The following is a 16,133-nucleotide window of genomic DNA, read 5'->3' as shown; positions in this document are numbered from 1 at the left end:
GACGGCCACAGTCACCGAACCGCGGAGGTCAACGATGTCCGAGCTGGATGGCTCCAGCATCCTGCTCACCGGCGGGACCGGTTCGTTCGGCAAGGCGTTCATCGCGCACGCGCTCGCCGAACTGAACCCGAGCCGGCTGGTCGTGCTCTCCCGCGACGAGCTGAAGCAGTACGAAGCCCGGCAGTTGTTCAACGACGACCCGCGCCTGCGCTGGTTCATCGGCGACATCCGCGACCGGCGCCGGCTCGAGCGCGCCATGCACGGCGTCGACTACGTCGTGCACGCCGCCGCGCTCAAGCAGGTCGACACCGGCGAGTACAACCCGTTCGAGTTCGTCCAGACCAACGTCATGGGCTCGCAGAACGTGATCGAGGCCGCGATCGACACGGGCGTCAAGAAGGTCGTCGCGCTGTCGACGGACAAGGCATCCAGCCCGATCAACCTCTACGGCGCCACCAAGCTGTGCGCCGACCGGATGTTCATCAGCGGCAACCACTACGCGGCCGCGCACGTGACGCGCTTCTCCGTGGTCCGCTACGGCAACGTGATGGGCTCGCGCGGCAGCGTCATCCCGTTCTTCCGCAAGCTGGCCGAGCAGGGCGAGTCGCTGCCGATCACGCACAAGGACATGACCCGGTTCTGGATCACGCTCCCCCAGGCCGTGCAGTTCGTCGTCGACTCGTTCGACCAGATGCACGGCGGCGAGCTGTACGTGCCGCGGATCCCGAGCATGCGGCTGGTCGACCTGGCCCAGGCGATCGCGCCGGGCAGCGAAATGCACGAGGTCGGCATCCGCCCGGGCGAGAAGCTGCACGAAGAGATGATCGCCCCGGACGACGCGCGCCGGACGGTCCAGCTCAAGGACCGCTACGTCGTGCAGCCGCACCTCGCGGGCTGGGGTTACCAGGAGCCGCAGGGCGGGACGCCGATGCCGGAGGGCTTCGCCTACCGCTCGGACACCAACGACCTCTGGCTCAACGGCGAGGAGCTGCGCGAACTGGTCGAGCAGCATGCCTGATTTCCTCCCCTACGGACGCCAGTCCATCAGCGAAGAGGACATCCAGGCGGTCGTCGACGTCTTGCGCGGCGACTGGCTGACCACCGGGCCCGCCGTCCAGCAGTTCGAGAACGACCTCGCGGCGCACACCGGCAGGGCCCCCGCGGTGGCCGTCACGTCGGGTACGGCGGCCCTCCACGTCGCCTACGCGGCGGCCGGGCTGAAGGCCGGTGACGAGGTCGTCGCGTCGCCGATGACGTTCGTCGCCACCGCCGCGACGGCCGCACTGCACGGCGCGAAGGTGGTCTTCGCCGATGTCGAACCGGACACCGGCAACCTGGACGTCGAAGCGGCGAAAGCCGCGGTGACCGACCGGACGAAGGTCGTCGCGGCCGTCGACTACGCCGGCCACCCGGCCGAGCTGGACGCGCTCGCCACGATCGCCCACGACGCGGGCGCGCTGCTGCTGGAGGACGCGGCGCACTCCGTCGGCGGCTCCTGGCAGGGCCGTCCGGTGGGCTCGATCGCCGACCTGACGACGTTCTCGTTCTTCCCGACGAAGAACCTGACGACGGCCGAGGGCGGCGCCGTCGTCACGCCGGACGCGGGCCTGCTCGACCGGGCGCGGAAGTTCCGCAACCACGGCCTGGTCCGCGACCGCGCCGAGCAGCGCTACCCGGACGAGGGCGGCTGGCACCAGGAGGTGCACGAGTTCGGCCTGAACTACCGCCTGCCGGACGTCCTCTGCGCGCTCGGCAGCAGCCAGCTGACCCGGCTCACGGAGTTCAAGAAGCGCCGCGCCGAGATCCACGCCCGCTACAACGCGGCGCTGGCCGACGTCGACGGCGTGGCGACGCCGCCGAGCCGCCCGGGCGCCGACCCGGTGTGGCACCTCTACCCGCTGCGGGTCCTCGAAGGCCGCCGCAAGGCGCTGTTCGAGCACCTGCGCGGGGCCGGCATCGGCGTCCAGGTGAACTACATCCCGGTGTACTGGCACCCGGTGTTCGAGGACCTCGGGTACCGGCGCGGGCTCTGCCCGAACGCCGAGGCGTACTACGAGCAGGAGCTCTCGCTGCCGTTGTTCCCGTCGCTGACGGACGCCGACGTCGACCGCGTCGTCGACGCCGTGAGCGCGTTCTTCGGCTAGATCAGGTCCCAGGTCAGGGGCGTGCCCTTCGCGGCGTCGACGCGGAAGGTGCGCCCCACGACCTTGGTGATCTCGGCCGGGGCCAGGCCGCCGGCGGGCCGGATCGACCGGACGTTCGCCGCGGTCACCTCGTCGCCGGCACGCACGTCCTCGACCACGTAGAGGGACCGGCGCAGCCGCAGGCCCTCCTTCTCGCTCTCCCGCGGGCCCAGCACGGCCTGCCCCAGCGCCTCCCACGCCCGGTGCGTCTCGGTGACCAGCGCGGCCAGCTCCGACGGCTCCAGCGAGAACTCCGAGTCGACGCCGCCGTCGGCCCGGGCCAGCGTGACGTGCTTCTCGATGGCCACCGCGCCGAGCGCGACGGCCGCGACCGGCGCCCCGATGCCCGGCGTGTGGTCGGACAGGCCCACCAGCGTCTGCGTCAGGCCGGCCAGGAGCGGCAAGCCGCGCAGGTTGCTCTCGGACGGCGACGCCGGGTAGCTCGCCGTGCAGCCGAGCACGATGAGCTGGTCGTTGCCCGCTTCCCGCGCGGTGCGCACCGCGGCGTCGATCTCGGCGACGTTAGCCATGCCGGTCGAGATGACCAGCGGCTTGCCCGTGCGAGCGCACAGCTCGACCAGCGGCAGGTCGACGATCTCGGACGACGCGATCTTGTACGCCGGCGCGTCCAACGACTCCAGCAGCTCGACCGCGGTCGGGTCGAACGGGCTGGAGAAGATCTCCAGGCCGCGAGCACGGGCGCGCTCGAAGAGCGGTTCGTGCCACTCCCAAGGCGTGTGGGCCTTTTCGTACAGCTTGTACAGGTTTTCGCCGCCCCACAGGGAATGCGAGTCGCCGATCCGGAACGCCGGGGTGTCGACGTCGATGGTGATCGTGTCCGGGCGGTAGGTCTGCAGCTTGACCGCCTGCGCGCCGGTTTCGGCGATGGCGTCGATGATCTGCAGCGCCCGGTCGAGGTCGCCGTTGTGGTTGCCGGACATCTCGGCGATGACGAACGGCGCGTGGCCGGGGCCGATCAGGTGCGCGCCGAACCGGATGTCGTGCATGGTGCCTCCCCGGGGTGGACTGCGGGTCAGCTCAGAGTCTTGCGCAGCTGCCGGAAGCCACTGACGGCAGGCGCGGCTTCGGCGTACCCGGCGCGCTCGAACAGCTTCGCCGAAGCGGTGTTGTCCAGGTGGACGGCGGCCAGCACGACCCGGACGCCGAGGCGCTCCCGCGCCGCCCGCTCCCCCTCGGCGAGCACCGCGCCGGAGAGACCACGGCCGCGGCTCTCGGGGGCGAGCGTGATGCTGACCTCCCAGCCGTCGCCGTCGCGCCGGTCGAACCGGACGGTGCCGACCGGCGCGTCCTCGTGCTCGACGACGAGCAGCAGCCGGTCCGGGTCCGCGAGCACCCCGCGCAGCCACGCGAGGTGCTCGTCCAGGGCCACCACGGCCGTCGAGCGCGACGACTGCCGCGTCCGCGGGTCGTTGCGCCAGCCCAGCAGCAGCTCGGCGTCCGTTTCGGTGGCTTCCCGGGCGTGCAAGGCTACTGGCTGACGGGCTCTTCGACCCGGTCCTCGAGGCGCCGGAGCCGGTCCTCGTAGCGGGAGATGCCGGCGAGCCGGACGCGGATCTGGGCGTGCTGGCGCTGGATCTCCTCGATCAGCGTGCGGGCCTCGGCGGTCTGGGCGCTGTCGGTGTTCGGCACCAGCGACATCGACTCGCGCAGCGTCTCCAGGCGGCCTTCCTGCGCGGCCACGTGGGGGATCAGGCGGTCGAGCTCGGCGCGGGTCCAGCGCAGGTCGCCACGGGCCTGCTCCAGGCTGTGCTCGGCGTTGTCCAGCCGGCGCCGGTGGTCGGCGGTGGCGTGCTCGAGGTTGTTGACGCGATCGGCCAGTCCGCGGGTGCGGTCGTCGACCCGGAAGTCGATGAGCCGGGCGATCCGGCCGACGAGGCCTCTGCCGAGCTTCTGCATTGCCATGGGTGGTCCTTACGTGGGGTGGGGACGCGCGTCTAGCGCAGGAGGGTGGTGTCACCGGTCTTGGTCCAGGAGTCCAGCAGCCGCCCTTCGGCGGCGATCTGGTGCTCCGGCCCGACGATGCAGGAGTCGCCCGCGGCGTGCTCCCAGGAGGTCTGGTCCGGGTTGTCGATGAACGAGAACCCGGTGAGCACGAGCTGGGCGGTCGGGAACGACGTCCGCGCGATCCAGGCGGCCAGCGTGCCGGTGGTCGACCACGTCGGCTCGTCGCGCGTCGGCAGGCCCAGCGCGTCCGACAACGGCAGCACGACCTCGCGGTTCGACACCGGGACGGCGCCGAGGTCGGCCGGCCACCAGCCCGGCACGTCCTCCGGCTCCCAGTGCATCCGGCCGGGCTCGACCAGCAGGTAGAGCCGCCTGCGGTAGTCCTGGAAGACGAACGGGGTGGCCCGGATCGCCCGGTTGAACACCACGACGTGCGTCCGGGAGCCGACGACCTCCTCGCCGGGCTTGTCGACGACGAAGCCGTTGACGCGGATCACGAGGTCGCACGCGTCGATCGCCTTCGCCCGCTGGGGGTCGGGTGGGAGCGGCTGGTTTCCGACGACGGCCACGGAACGGGGGTCCGGCCGGTCGGCGTACGCCGCGAGCAGGTTGACCATCAAGCTCGCCGCGCCGAGAGCAGCAGTCATAAGCCGAGAAAGTACCAGCACGCAGGACACACCCCACCGCGTAGCGGTCCCTAACCTTTACCACACGGGCGGGGTGGCCCGGACGCCGCTCATCCCATCGGTACCCTCGTCCACGTGCATGCCACCAGCACGGTTCAGGCCGCGGACTCACCCGTGACGACCTCGGCGCCGCCGATGTCGGACAGCAAGACGTTCGCGCGCGCCTTCGCCGACATCCAGGCCGGTTTCAACGCTCGCGAGCTGTGGGGTCACCTCGGCTGGCAGGACATCAAGCAGCGCTACCGCCGGTCGGTGATCGGGCCCTTCTGGATCACGATCAGCCAGGCCGTCATCGCACTCGGGCTCGGGCTGCTGTACTCGCAGCTGTTCCACTCGCCGATCGAGGTGTTCCTGCCCTACCTGTCCACGGGTTTCATCCTGTGGGGGTTCATCAGCGGGTGTCTCGCCGAGGGCATGGAGACGTTCATCTCCAACGAGGGGCTGATCAAGCAGCTCCCGGCGCCGCTGAGCGTGTACATGCTGCGCACGGTGTGGCGCCAGACGCTGCTGCTGGCGCACAACATGATCGTCTACATCGTCATCCTCGTGATCTTCTTCAGCGCGCTGGACAACCGGTACTCGCTGGGCTCCGCGGACGGCCTGTGCCACGCGGACCTGTACTGCCACCCGGGCCTGAGCTGGAACATCCTGCTCGCCATCCCCGGCTTCGTCCTGCTGGCGCTGAACGCGGGCTGGGTGACGCTGCTGCTGGGCATCATCTCGACCCGGTTCCGCGACATCCCGCAGGTCATCAACTCGCTGATCCAGCTGCTGTTCTACGGCACGCCGATCGTCTGGCCGGTGGACCAGCTGCTCGGCGGCGGGGCCCGCGCGAGCATTTCGTGGGTGCTGCCGATCATCCAGCTGAACCCGCTGTACCACTTCATGCAGGTGGTCCGGGCGCCGCTGCTCGGCCAGTCGTTCACCCCGGGCAACTGGATCGTGGTCGGCTCCATCACCATCGTCGGCTGGGCGCTCGCGCTCGTCGCGATGCGCAACTACCGTGCCCGCGTCTCCTACTGGGTGTGACACAAAATGGTCAGCATTGACGTCCACAACGCCTTCGTCGACTTCCCGATCTTCGACGCGAAGACCCGGTCGATGAAGAAAAAGGTCCTCGGCAAGGTCGGCGGCAAGATCGGCACCGACACCAAGGTGCCCATCATCGAAGCCCTGCACGACGTGACGCTTTCGCTGCGCGAAGGCGACCGGGTCGGCCTGGTCGGGCACAACGGCGCGGGCAAGTCCACGCTGCTGCGGCTGCTCGCCGGCATCTACGAGCCGACCCGCGGGTCGTCGCGGATCCAGGGCAAGATCGCGCCGGTGTTCGACCTCGGCGTCGGCATGGACCCGGAGATCTCCGGGGTCGAGAACATCATCATCCGCGGCCTCTTCCTCGGCATGACGGCCAAGGAGATGGAGAAGCGGGTCGACGACATCGCGGAGTTCACCGAGCTCGGCGACTACCTGCAGATGCCGCTGCGGACGTACTCGACGGGCATGCGCGTGCGGCTCGCGCTGGGCGTCGTCACCTCGATCGACCCGGAGATCCTGATCCTCGACGAGGGCATCGGCGCGGTCGACGCGGCGTTCCTCAACAAGGCGCGCGACCGCCTCAAGGACCTGGTCAAGCGCTCCGGGATCCTGGTGTTCGCCAGCCACTCGGACGAGTTCCTGTTCGAGCTGTGCGACTCGGCCATCTGGATGGACGAAGGTCACCTCAAGCAACAGGGCTCGCTGCGGGACGTCCTCACCGGGTACAAGGGCCGCGACCCGTTCGCGGACATGAGCAAGGAAACGCTGCAGCGACTCGGCATCGAGCCGGTGGCGACGACGAACGGCGGGGAATGATGACCAGCGAGACCCGGCAGCTGCCCGACGGCGCGGTCGTCGGCGTGGTCGTCACGCGGCACCGGCGGGAGCTGCTCGCGGACTCGCTGAAGATCATCGCGGCCCAGACCCGGCCGGTCGACCACCTGGTCGTCGTGGACAACGGGCCGGACGACTCGGCCCGTGAGGTCGTCGAGAACTACCCGCTGCCGCACACGTACCTGCCTTCGCACCGCAACCTCGGTGGCGCGGGCGGGTTCGCGCTGGGCATGCTGCACGCGCTGTCGCTGGGCGCGGACTGGGTCTGGCTGGCCGACGACGACGGGCGCCCGGCCGATGAGAACGTGCTGGAGATCCTCCTGGCGGAGGCGGACAAGCGGAACCTGGCGGAGATCTCGCCGGTGGTGTCGAACATCGACGCACCGGACAAGCTGGCGTTCCCGCTGCGCCGCGGCCTGACGTGGAAGCGGTCGCAGTCCGAGCTGGGCGTGGACTTCCTGCCCGGCATCGCGTCCCTGATGAACGGCGCGCTCTTCCGCGCGTCCACTTTGGACGTCGTCGGGGTGCCGGACCTGCGCCTGTTCTTCCGCGGCGACGAGGTCGAGCTGCACCGCCGGCTGGTGCGCTCGGGCCTGCCGTTCGGCACGTCGCTGAAGACGAAGTACCTGCACCCGGACGGCTCGGACGAGTTCAAGCCGATGCTGGGCGGCAAGTTCCACGCGCAGGACCCGGAGAACGAGGTCAAGCGGTACTACACGTACCGCAACCGCGGATACCTGTTGTCCCAGCCGGGAATGCGCAAGATCGGCGCGCTGGAGATCGTCCGGTTCGGACTGTACTTCGTGGGCGTGAAGCGTGACCCGAAGGCGTTCCTGCAGTGGCTGAAGCTGGTCCGGCAGGGCCGGGCGGAGAAGTTCTACCGCTACTGAAACTGCCCTTCGAGCGGCACGGGGACGGCTTCGGTCCGGACGTCGGTGAGCTCGGCGGCGGGCACGGTCTTCCGCCAGACGCGGTAGTCCACTTCGGACAGTCCGAGGTCGCGCGCGAGCAGGTAGTCCTCGTCGACCAGGTGCACGTCGGCGGTGTCGCGCGTCCGGCCGAGGAGCTCGAAGGTGCCCGCGCGCCACCGGCACAGGGTCCGCACGAAGCTGAGCTCGTCCAGCTCGACCTGGTCGACGGCCTTCATCCGGAAGCCGTAGGTCTCCCCGAAGTCGGCCGGCGCGACGGCACCCGGCAAGGGGTGCAGCACGAGCCGGGCCGGGCCGGCGAACTCGGCGTCGAAGTCACCACCGCGGTACCGCGCGGTGTAGCCCCGCCGCACGAGCGGCGGCAGCGGCACGGGCGGCGGGAAGAACGTGGCCTCGCCGAACGCGTCCTTCTGGTCGAGGATCCAGCCGACCTTCCGGCTGTGGTACTGCGCCAGCCGCTCTTCGGTGTTGTCGGCGCGACGCACGAGGAGTTCGGCACCGGCGGGGAGTTCGATCAGCCGCAGGACGTATTCGGGCAGCGGGTGGTCGACGCCGGGGAAGTACCCGGTCCCGAGGTACGGCGGCGGGTAGACGCGGGCCGTCCCCAGCTCGTGGGCGATTTCCCGGTCGGTCGAGCCGTAGGAGGTGCGGAACGGGAAGGTGTGCCCGGCGGTGAAGCGGAGCAGGTACAGCTCGTCGAGCGGGCCCCAGCCGGGGATCTTCGCGAGGCCGTAGTTCCGGACGGCGGCCGCGGTGTCCAGCTCGGCGACGTCCTCGGCGCGGCCGGCGAAGCCCTGAATCCGGTGCGGTTCGAAGCGGCCGGGGACGATGACGTTGCCCAGGTAGAAGCCGACCAGGCCGGGTTTGACCGGCAGCTGGACGACCGTGCTGCCGAGGAGACCGGCGGGAGCGTCAGGACTCACGGGATTCACGCTCTTCCTGCTCTTTCCGCCACGGCCCGAGGTTGTCGACGCGCTCTTCGCGGAGGTTACTCACCATGTGCTTCGGAGCCACCGCCACGAACGTCATCCGGTCCATCCGCTGGAACTGCACCTCGGGGTGGCGCTCCGGCTCGGCCCAGACCCGTTCCGCCCACTTGCCATCGCCGGCCGTCATGAAGAGGGAGTAGCGGCCGTCGCGCTCATCCGCCACCTCGAACTCGTGCTCGAGGAAGGTGCCCCACGTGCGAACCGTGTACCACTCGTCGAGTTCTCCGATCGGTACCTCGGCGACCAGGACATCACCGTCGTAGAGCGCCATCCGGCCCGGCGGGCGGCCGGACGCCTCGTACTCCTTGCCCTGGTAAACAGCGTAACTGTCAGCCATCGGATCCCCCTCGGCCGCGCACGTCGAACCACCCTCTCTTCTCCAGGTAAACGCCCGCCAGCACTTCGGTGCCGTCGGCCCGCACGAGCCACATCTCACCACGCCCGGCGTAACCGCGGGGCGCGTGCAGCCACTCGGGCACCCCGCCGCCCGTGTACCCCGTCCCCAGGAACGGCGGCTTCCACTCGCGGGGGTTCGCCTGCCCGGACGCCACCTGCATGTCGTGCGCGGACCCCGGATCCGTACCGCCGTAGCTGATTTCCATCGCCCCGCGATCGTCCGAAGCCGGGAAGCGCAGCTGGTAGGCCTCGTTGGCGCCCGCCTTGATCGGAGTCCAGCCTGCGCCCTGGTCGTCCAGGGCGAGCTTGTCGCGGAACTCGGCCGGAGTGCCGTGCTGCGCCGTATCGCTGCCGCGGGCGATCGACCCGGCCACTGAGTTCGGGTAGTTCGTCTCCGTCTTGCCGGTGTGGCGATCCACGTAAGTGGTTTCGTTGCCGAGGGTGGCCTCGCCGATCTCCGGCTTGACCACCTTCGTCATGATCTCGCCCGGGTTGGCCTTCAGCTCGTTGCGGACCGCCACGATCTCCGCGCGCTGGGCCGGGGTCAGGTCGGCCGTCGGCTGGAGGGTCATCGCCAGGTGCTGGTCCGGGTCGTAGCCCAGCCTGCTCGCCGCGTCGCGGATCTGGTTGTCCGTCGAGGTCGGGCGCGTTTGCATCGACTCGCGCGTGTACTGGCCGCGCAGCTCGTCATCCGAGGCGTGGTGGCCCTGGTTGTTGTGCATTCCGCCGCCGTCGTCCGGCGGGCGGGGTGGGGGGTTCGAGCCTGGTGGGGGCGGGTTCGAACCACCGCCGGCTGCCTTTGTCGGCGGCGCGTCGACCGGCTTGCCCGCCGCGGCGATCGTGGCCGCGTTGTTCGCTTCCGTGGTCTCGTAGTGCTCGCGGACCGCCTTCGTGCGCGCTCCCGCGTCCTCGACCGCCTTGCCCGCTCGGGCGACATGCTCCTTCGCCGCGCTCACCGTTCCGTTGAGCGTGCCGGTCATGCCCGACCCGATCACGCCCATCGACTTCGCGCCGAAGTTCGCCCCGGCCACGGTCTGGCCGACCGCGTGGACCTTGTCCTTCGTGCGGCCGAGGTGGCCCTCCATCGTGCCGAGCGAGTCCGTGTGGACCCCGTACCCGCCGCTGTGACCGCTCGCTGGAGCGTGCGACTCGTGTGCCGGGCGCGGCTCGGTGGGGTGCGTGTGGGGCGTCTCGTGGTGCGTCGGCGACGTGTCCGTGTGGTGGGGCGTGCTGGTGTGGTGCGGCGTACTCGTGTGGTGGGTCGCCACGTCACGCCTCCGTCTCGTACGGCTTCGCGGCCTGGTACGCGCCCATCGCGAGACCGCCGACCGTCGAGAACCGGTCGAGGCCCTTGGTCAGCTTCTCCATCGCCTCCATCAGCTTGGCCAGCCGGCCGCCTTGGCGCGCGAAACCTTCGAGGAGCTTGCTGATCTTGCCCGCGATCTTCGACGCCGTCGCCGCGGCGCGCGCCGCGGCCACCCCGCAGAACGCCGCGATCGAGCCGCCAAAGGTGACCACCGCCGAGGCGGCCGCGATCAGCGCGTCGCGGATCAGCTCGGCGATCACCGACGAGATGAGCCCGAAGACGATGCCGCGCAGCGTGCAGACGAGCATGCCGGAGATGCCCGCGACCGCGGCGGTCCCGTCGAGCGTCTTGCCGAGGGATTCCAGCTCCTCGGCCATCTTCGTGAGGCTGTCGCGGTAGGCGTCGGCGGCCTGGCCGGTCCATTCGGCGACGCTGCGAAGGTCGTCGCGGTGTTCTTGGGCGAGCGTGTGCATCTCGGCCGCGGCGGACTTGAGCTGGTCGACGTTGGCGTTGATCTCGTCGGGGTTGCCGAGCAGCGCGTCGAGCGGCTCGCGCAGGAAGCTGATGTGCTCCAGCAGCCAGCCGACACCGGCGTTGAGGACGGCGCCGAGCGGGTCGATCGCGGCGCCGACGGTGTCGACGACCGCGCCGGCCGCGCTGACCGCGACGCCCAGGACGTGTTCGCCTTCGGACTCGGAGTCCGACTTGATCGAGTCGACGAGCCCGGCGTAGGTGTCGACGATGCCGGCACCCGAGGTAGCGGTGGTCATGGTTGCGGTCCCCTCAGTCCCGGCGCAGGAACGTGTTGTCCCCGAAGTCGTCATCGTCGTCGCGCGGCGGCCTCGGCGGCCTCGGCGGGCGGCGCACGGGTGGCGGCGGCGGGGTTTCCGGCTCGTCGTGCTGCCAGAGCCGGCGTTCCCGCGACGGCTCGGGCGCGACCGGCTCCTTGGGCTCCTCCGGCGGCAGGTAGCCGGTGACCATGTGCATCGCCTCGGTGTCCCCGCCCAGCGGCGCGAAGGCGGCGGCGACGTTGACGGCGGCACCGCGCTGCGCCTTGCGCGCGAGCTTGAGGATCTCCTCGGCGAGCTTGGCCCCGGACTTGCCGGTCAGCGCCGAGTCGGTGAGCTGCAGTTCGGTGAGTGAGCCGTTCGGCGCGACGCCGACGCGGATGGTGCCGTCGGGCGACGCGACGGTCGTCCCGGAGGCCTCCAGCCCGGCCCGGAACTCTTCCGCCTTCTCGCGCACGTCGGCGATCTTCGTTTCGAAGTTCGCCAGCCATTCCTCAGGGGTCATCTTCGCCTCCGCGGTCTCCGACGCGCAGCGAAGGTTACGGGTTCCACGTCCGGCTTGAACGCGAAACGGCCCCGGTCGCCCGGAGCCGTTTCGCCGTTGTCCGCTATTCGCCGATGACCGGCGGGGCGGTGCGCAGGTCGGTGCCGAAGACCTCGTCGGGGTCGCCCTCGACCAGGTACGTCGGGCGCGAGTGCTCGGTGTCCTCGTCACCCTCGCCCTTCTGGCCGCGGCCCATGCCGCCACCGCCCATGCCGCCACCGCGGCCGGACGCGCTGCCGGAGCCGAGGCCGCCCATCCCGCGCCCGGCGGCCGCTTCGGCCGCGCCGATGCCACCCGGCCGGGCCGCGCCCGAGGCGGAACCCGCGCCCGTCGAGCCGCCGGCCCCGCCCGAGCCGCCGGGGCCGAAGCCGCTGCCGCCGCGGCCGGCGCCGCCGCCGACCTTGGAGTTGTAGGCCTCGTCGCCGCCGAAGTTCATGCCGCCGCCCATGGGCATGGGGCTCATCGGCGGCATGCCGCCGAGCGACTGGTTCGGGTTCGGTGCCGACCCACCCTGGACCGACCCCGGCGTGAAGCCGGACGGCGTGGTGGTGCCGGCCGGGAGCAGGCCCGCGCCGGTGGTCGAGCCGGGGCCGGAGAACTGCGGCGTACCGGTGGTGCCGGGGGTGCCGGTACCGGGGATGGCGCCGGTGGTGAAGTTGTTGGTGCTGCCACCCGGCGTGTTCACCGAGCTCGAGCCCGGCATGTCCACACTGGACGGGGTGTTGATGCCGTTCTTGTCCCCGGTCCCGTTGGGGTCACCGGTACCCCCACCGGTGCTGAAGCTGGGCGGCGGCGCGAAGGCCGGCTGCTTCGACGCGGCCTGGTAGAGGTTCTTGTCGTAGGTCGCCATGACGCCCGCGGCCTCGTCGTGCGCCGCCTGGCTGTCCTTCTGCTTCTGGAGCGACTTGTCGACGTTGTCCGGCAGGCTGAAGGGGTTCGAGGTCGCCCAGGACTTGAACTCGTCGCCCCACGAGAACGGAATGGGGGCCGGCATGGAGTTCTTGGCCGTCGAGGCGGCCTGGCCCTGGTCGTAGATGGTCTCGGAGGCGAGCTTCGCGTTCTGCGAGTTCGCGTCGGACCACGTGCCCAAGCTGGTGAAGTACTGCTGCGCGTTGGTTGCCGCGGTGCCTTCCCAAGTGCCCTTGGAGGCGTTGACCGCGGTGTTCATCGAGGTGGCGAACTTGTCGAAGACCTGGTGGACGTCGTGGTAGGCCGTCGAAAGCTCCGAAACCTGATTGACGTCCAAGTTGGTGTCCAGGTACTGCTTGAGCTGCTTGTGGTCGCTGCCCCTGTAGTCCGCGCCCGACGGGTTCAGGCCCTGCACGTACTCGACGTCGCGGCCTTCGGTGGCGTCCTTGATGTTCTTGTCGCCCATCTGCTGGGCCTGGTTCTTCGCCTTGGCCTGGGCCACCCACTGCTGCACCGGCCCGAACAGCCAGCTGCTCGGGTCGACGCCTTCCTCGGCCTTCTGCTGGAGGTAGGCGTCCCGCTCGGCGGGCGCCATGTCCTGAACCTGCTCGGGTGTCTTGTCCGCGGTCTTCGGCGGCGGTCCCTGTCGCGTCGTCATCTGGGTTCCCCTATCCCTTCGGCAACCGCGGTTCGACAGCGGCCTTCGCAACCGCCTCGGCGATCTGACAAGCCTCGTCCGCCGAGCCGGCGCCGAGCACCTCCACGTCCACCCGCGACGAATCACCCACCGGCAGAGCGAGCGTGCATCCCGCGACGGATGCGCCGCCGGACGCCTCCTTCGCTTGCCGGCCGTTGATGTCCTTATCGACCACTCCGCCGCCCGTGTCGTTCACCTGCGCGACCGACGCGGTGTCGCGGATGTTCGCGCCGATCACCTTCTGGTCATCGCTGGCCGAGGCGATCTTCTGCTGGAACCTGCAGGTTCGGACGCCCCCGACCGTGCTCTGGACCGGCTCCTTGAACTCGCCGTAGCCACTCAGGTCGCTCGGTTTCAGCAGCGAGCACGCGTCGGTGATCGACTGGGTCCCGCCGCCCCCTGAAGACGGGCTTTCCGAAGCTTCCGACTCACTCGCCGAGGACGACTGGGCGGGCGACGCCGTTCCCCCCTGCGTCGTGGTGCACCCGGTGAGCAGCGCGCCACCAGCCACGAGCGGAAGGAGAACCCGAACGAGAAGTTTCGTCATACCTCAAGCCTGCTTGGTCTGGAGAGCGGAGAAGGCCTGGTTCTCCGCTTCCTTGTAGAGGCCCGCGGCCCTGGCGAGCGCCTCGTCTGCCTGCTTCGCGACCTGCTTGAGCTGCTCGAGAACCTGGGTCGCCTTACCTGCCGCCGTCGAGTCGTGCTTGGCGACGGTGTGCCCGTAGGGATGATCGCCGAGCTGGGGGTTCTGATCCAGCAGGTAGCTCTTGTACTGCACGTCGGCGAGGCCGTTGACCAACTCGGTCAGCGCGTCCCGGATCGGCTTCACGCCCTCCGGGGTGATCTTGAAGCCGCCGCCCTTGGCCGCGTCGACCAGCTTCTGGGTCTCCGCCGTGACGCCCTGGATGGCGCCGAGGTTCATGACGTCCGCGAACGAGCCGCCACCACCGCCATCGGCAATCAACATCGCTGTTCCACCCCGTATCACTCAGCCAAGCGTGTGCACCCGGAAGTCTACTAGCCGGGCACCCTGCGCAACTGCCGTTCACCGATCTTCACCTGTGACGCGGGCGGGCGCTGAGCGGTTCCCTCAGAACTGGCCTTCGAGCTGCGCGTACAGCTGCTGGGCCAGGCGGGCGTTGTCGGCCGGGGCGTACGTGATCCAGCGCTGGCCGTCCGCGGCCGCCCGGGAAGACATCAGCCAACGGCCGGACGGGGTGTCGAACCAGGCCAGCGGAGGGAACGTCCCGCCTCGGGTCTGGGCTGTGAACTGCCCCACGCGTTTCTTCGGCTCCTGGAACACCCGCTCGATCATCCGGAGCTGCGGACCGCCGCCGCTGCCGGCCGAGCGCGGGCCGCTGACGCCGGCGAACGGGTCGTACGCGTCGTCGCGGCGCTGGTGGCGGGGCTGCTCCGCCGGGCGGGCGATCGTGACCGACTGGCCCGGCGCCGCCGGGGTCAGCGGGAGGAGGTCGACGATCGCCGGGACGATGCCCGTCGGGCGGACCTCCTCGAAGACGATCAGGTTCTCGTCCTGCTTCGCCAGCACCGCGAACTGGCCGTCGGACGCGACGCGCGCGAAGAGGTGGCGATCGCCCAGCTCGGCGGCCGCGTTGATCACCACGCTGCCGCGGACGAACGTGGCCAGCGCCAGATCGGCGTCCGCGTCGAGGCGGCCGCGGCTCCACAGGTTGCGACCGGTCAGGTCGCGGACGACGGCGTCGCGGATCATCGCGCGCTGCTCGACGGTGGTGCCGACGTGCGGGACCTCGAACGGGGTCGGCGCGCGGCCGAGCCCGAGCTGCTCCAGCAGGATGTCCACCGCTGCCAGTGACAACGAGAACGAGTGCGGCATCGCTTCCATCCCCCCCGCGGGTTCTTCCGGACCGGGAAAACGGTAGTCCATCCGCTCTCGGCGAACCCGCTTGCCCGGGAAAGATCCCCGCTGGTCCGATGGACGCATGGCCGATCCGAAACCCGCACTCGTGCTGCACCTCGCCACCGGCGGGGAACCGCTGCTGTTCGCACTGACGACCGAAGGATCCGGTGAGCTGGCGGGCAAACTCGCCCAGCTCGTGAAGACCGGCGCGGTCGAAACGGTGACCACCAAGGACCACTCGGAGGTCGCGATCAACTTCGCCCACGTGGCCGCCGCGTACGTCGACGACCTCACCCGGAAGAGCACCGTCTTCGGCATGCACGGCTGAACCGGCGAAGGCCGCCTCACGACGAACGTGAGACGGCCTTCGGAAAACACCGGTCAGAGCTTGTACAGGCGCTGCCAGTTCTCGCGCGAGGTCAGCTCCGGCATGGCGCGCTTGTACTGCTCCTGCACCGCCGCGCCTTCCTTGCGCAGCCGCTGGACCACCTTCGCGCCGCGCTTGGCCAGGTCGAACATCTTGACCTTGTCGTACGACCGGACGCGGACGCCTTCCTGGTTCGCGTCGGTCACGACCGCGGTGTCGAACAGCGCGATGTGCCACCAGTTCGCCTCGTCGATCGGCACCGCGCCGAGACCGAAGCGGCTGCGGCCGAGGACGCGGTCGAGCACGCGCTTGATCAGCACCAGGCGCTGCATGCTGGGCCGCGGCGCGCTGTTGATGATGCCGATGTCGTTGGACGCGATGCCCGGGACGTCGGTGGCCTTGTGGCGCTTGGTCTCCGGGTACTGGTCGCGGATCCGGCGGATCTCCTTCATCGCCTCGACCCCGCCGTCACGCAACACCTCGGGGCCTTCGAGGAAGTCCTCGACGGCCTTGATCAACGTTGCCGACAGCCCGTACTGCATCCCCAGCAGGTACCGCACCAGCTGCGCGAGCAGGACCCGCGAGAGCAGGTTGAGGTTGAACGGCGAGTGCAGCGCCGCGGTGAT

Annotated in this window: 19 protein-coding genes and 1 pseudogene; 6 read left to right on the top strand and 14 right to left on the bottom strand. The window is 70.1% G+C overall.

Annotated elements, in window-relative coordinates:
• Positions 1-34: 34 nt before the first annotated feature.
• Together pseB and pseC are read left to right on the top strand one after the other, a co-directional pair.
• Entirely contained in the window at positions 35-1,018 is a 984-nt protein-coding gene (gene pseB, locus ABZ342_RS36670; protein WP_155548513.1) for a UDP-N-acetylglucosamine 4,6-dehydratase (inverting), read from the top strand.
• Positions 1,011-2,144: a UDP-4-amino-4,6-dideoxy-N-acetyl-beta-L-altrosamine transaminase gene (gene pseC, locus ABZ342_RS36665; protein ID WP_360483130.1), complete on the top strand. Its 1,134-nt coding sequence runs from the start codon at positions 1,011-1,013 to the stop codon at positions 2,142-2,144. Before pseB ends, pseC begins: the two co-directional genes overlap by 8 nt.
• On the opposite strand, the gene pseI is transcribed toward pseC, so the two are convergent.
• The 4 genes from pseI to ABZ342_RS36645 are packed head-to-tail and all read right to left on the bottom strand — an operon-like array spanning position 2,141 to position 4,765.
• Positions 2,141-3,190 carry a pseudaminic acid synthase gene (pseI, locus tag ABZ342_RS36660; RefSeq protein WP_155548511.1) on the bottom strand — a complete coding sequence of 350 codons (1,050 nt, stop codon included), beginning with the start codon at positions 3,188-3,190 and terminating at the stop codon, positions 2,141-2,143. The two genes, pseC and pseI, sit on opposite strands and share 4 nt — an antisense overlap.
• Before the next feature lie 26 nt (positions 3,191-3,216).
• Positions 3,217-3,669, bottom strand: coding sequence for a GNAT family N-acetyltransferase (locus ABZ342_RS36655; protein ID WP_360483127.1), 453 nt, complete (start codon positions 3,667-3,669; stop codon positions 3,217-3,219).
• Positions 3,670-3,671: 2 nt separating this feature from the next.
• Complete coding sequence (locus ABZ342_RS36650; protein WP_155548509.1) at positions 3,672-4,106, bottom strand: hypothetical protein; 435 nt, start codon at positions 4,104-4,106, stop codon at positions 3,672-3,674.
• A 32-nt stretch (positions 4,107-4,138) separates the two neighbouring features.
• Positions 4,139-4,765: a glycosyltransferase family 29 protein gene (locus ABZ342_RS36645; RefSeq protein ID WP_155549421.1), complete on the bottom strand. Its 627-nt coding sequence runs from the start codon at positions 4,763-4,765 to the stop codon at positions 4,139-4,141.
• A gap of 144 nt (positions 4,766-4,909) precedes the next feature.
• Here ABZ342_RS36645 and ABZ342_RS36640 point away from each other — a divergent pair, with 144 nt between their 5' ends.
• The 3 genes from ABZ342_RS36640 to ABZ342_RS36630 are packed head-to-tail and all read left to right on the top strand — an operon-like array spanning position 4,910 to position 7,593.
• Entirely contained in the window at positions 4,910-5,863 is a 954-nt protein-coding gene (locus ABZ342_RS36640) for an ABC transporter permease (protein WP_196425831.1), read from the top strand.
• Positions 5,864-5,869: 6 nt separating this feature from the next.
• Positions 5,870-6,685 (top strand): ABC transporter ATP-binding protein, encoded by an 816-nt coding sequence (locus tag ABZ342_RS36635; protein WP_155548508.1) that lies wholly within the window; start codon positions 5,870-5,872, stop codon positions 6,683-6,685.
• Positions 6,685-7,593 carry a glycosyltransferase family 2 protein gene (locus ABZ342_RS36630; protein ID WP_196425830.1) on the top strand — a complete coding sequence of 303 codons (909 nt, stop codon included), beginning with the start codon at positions 6,685-6,687 and terminating at the stop codon, positions 7,591-7,593. The genes ABZ342_RS36635 and ABZ342_RS36630 overlap by 1 nt, the downstream gene beginning before the upstream one ends.
• On the opposite strand, the gene ABZ342_RS36625 is transcribed toward ABZ342_RS36630, so the two are convergent.
• The 9 genes from ABZ342_RS36625 to ABZ342_RS36585 form a co-directional block, all read right to left on the bottom strand.
• Entirely contained in the window at positions 7,587-8,555 is a 969-nt protein-coding gene (locus ABZ342_RS36625) for a hypothetical protein (protein ID WP_360483122.1), read from the bottom strand. The two genes, ABZ342_RS36630 and ABZ342_RS36625, sit on opposite strands and share 7 nt — an antisense overlap.
• Entirely contained in the window at positions 8,545-8,958 is a 414-nt protein-coding gene (locus ABZ342_RS36620) for a hypothetical protein (protein WP_360483119.1), read from the bottom strand. The genes ABZ342_RS36625 and ABZ342_RS36620 overlap by 11 nt, the downstream gene beginning before the upstream one ends.
• Entirely contained in the window at positions 8,951-10,285 is a 1,335-nt protein-coding gene (locus ABZ342_RS36615) for a hypothetical protein (protein WP_360483116.1), read from the bottom strand. Before ABZ342_RS36615 ends, ABZ342_RS36620 begins: the two co-directional genes overlap by 8 nt.
• A 1-nt stretch (position 10,286) precedes the next feature.
• On the bottom strand, positions 10,287-11,093 hold the full coding sequence (locus ABZ342_RS36610; RefSeq protein WP_360483113.1) for a WXG100 family type VII secretion target: 807 nt from the start codon (positions 11,091-11,093) through the stop codon (positions 10,287-10,289).
• 13 nt (positions 11,094-11,106) lie between these two features.
• Positions 11,107-11,616, bottom strand: coding sequence for a YbaB/EbfC family nucleoid-associated protein (locus ABZ342_RS36605; RefSeq protein WP_360483110.1), 510 nt, complete (start codon positions 11,614-11,616; stop codon positions 11,107-11,109).
• Between the two features lie 103 nt (positions 11,617-11,719).
• Positions 11,720-13,222, bottom strand: coding sequence for a hypothetical protein (locus ABZ342_RS36600; RefSeq protein WP_360483107.1), 1,503 nt, complete (start codon positions 13,220-13,222; stop codon positions 11,720-11,722).
• A gap of 10 nt (positions 13,223-13,232) precedes the next feature.
• Entirely contained in the window at positions 13,233-13,808 is a 576-nt protein-coding gene (locus ABZ342_RS36595; protein ID WP_360483104.1) for a DUF3558 family protein, read from the bottom strand.
• A gap of 3 nt (positions 13,809-13,811) precedes the next feature.
• Entirely contained in the window at positions 13,812-14,228 is a 417-nt protein-coding gene (locus ABZ342_RS36590; protein ID WP_155548500.1) for a hypothetical protein, read from the bottom strand.
• Positions 14,229-14,351: 123 nt separating this feature from the next.
• Positions 14,352-15,116, bottom strand: a complete 765-nt coding sequence (locus ABZ342_RS36585; protein WP_360483101.1) for an ESX secretion-associated protein EspG — start codon at positions 15,114-15,116, stop codon at positions 14,352-14,354.
• A gap of 106 nt (positions 15,117-15,222) precedes the next feature.
• Here ABZ342_RS36585 and ABZ342_RS36580 point away from each other — a divergent pair, with 106 nt between their 5' ends.
• Positions 15,223-15,468: a hypothetical protein gene (locus ABZ342_RS36580; RefSeq protein WP_155548498.1), complete on the top strand. Its 246-nt coding sequence runs from the start codon at positions 15,223-15,225 to the stop codon at positions 15,466-15,468.
• A gap of 53 nt (positions 15,469-15,521) precedes the next feature.
• On the opposite strand, the pseudogene ABZ342_RS36575 reads toward ABZ342_RS36580, so the two are convergent.
• A pseudogene (locus tag ABZ342_RS36575) lies at positions 15,522-16,133 on the bottom strand (glycosyltransferase family 2 protein); the annotation flags it as partial.

It is taken from the genome of Amycolatopsis sp. NPDC005961, assembly GCF_040629235.1.
GTDB lineage: Bacteria > Actinomycetota > Actinomycetes > Mycobacteriales > Pseudonocardiaceae > Amycolatopsis > Amycolatopsis camponoti.
This window is presented reverse-complemented; position numbering and strand designations above follow the sequence as displayed.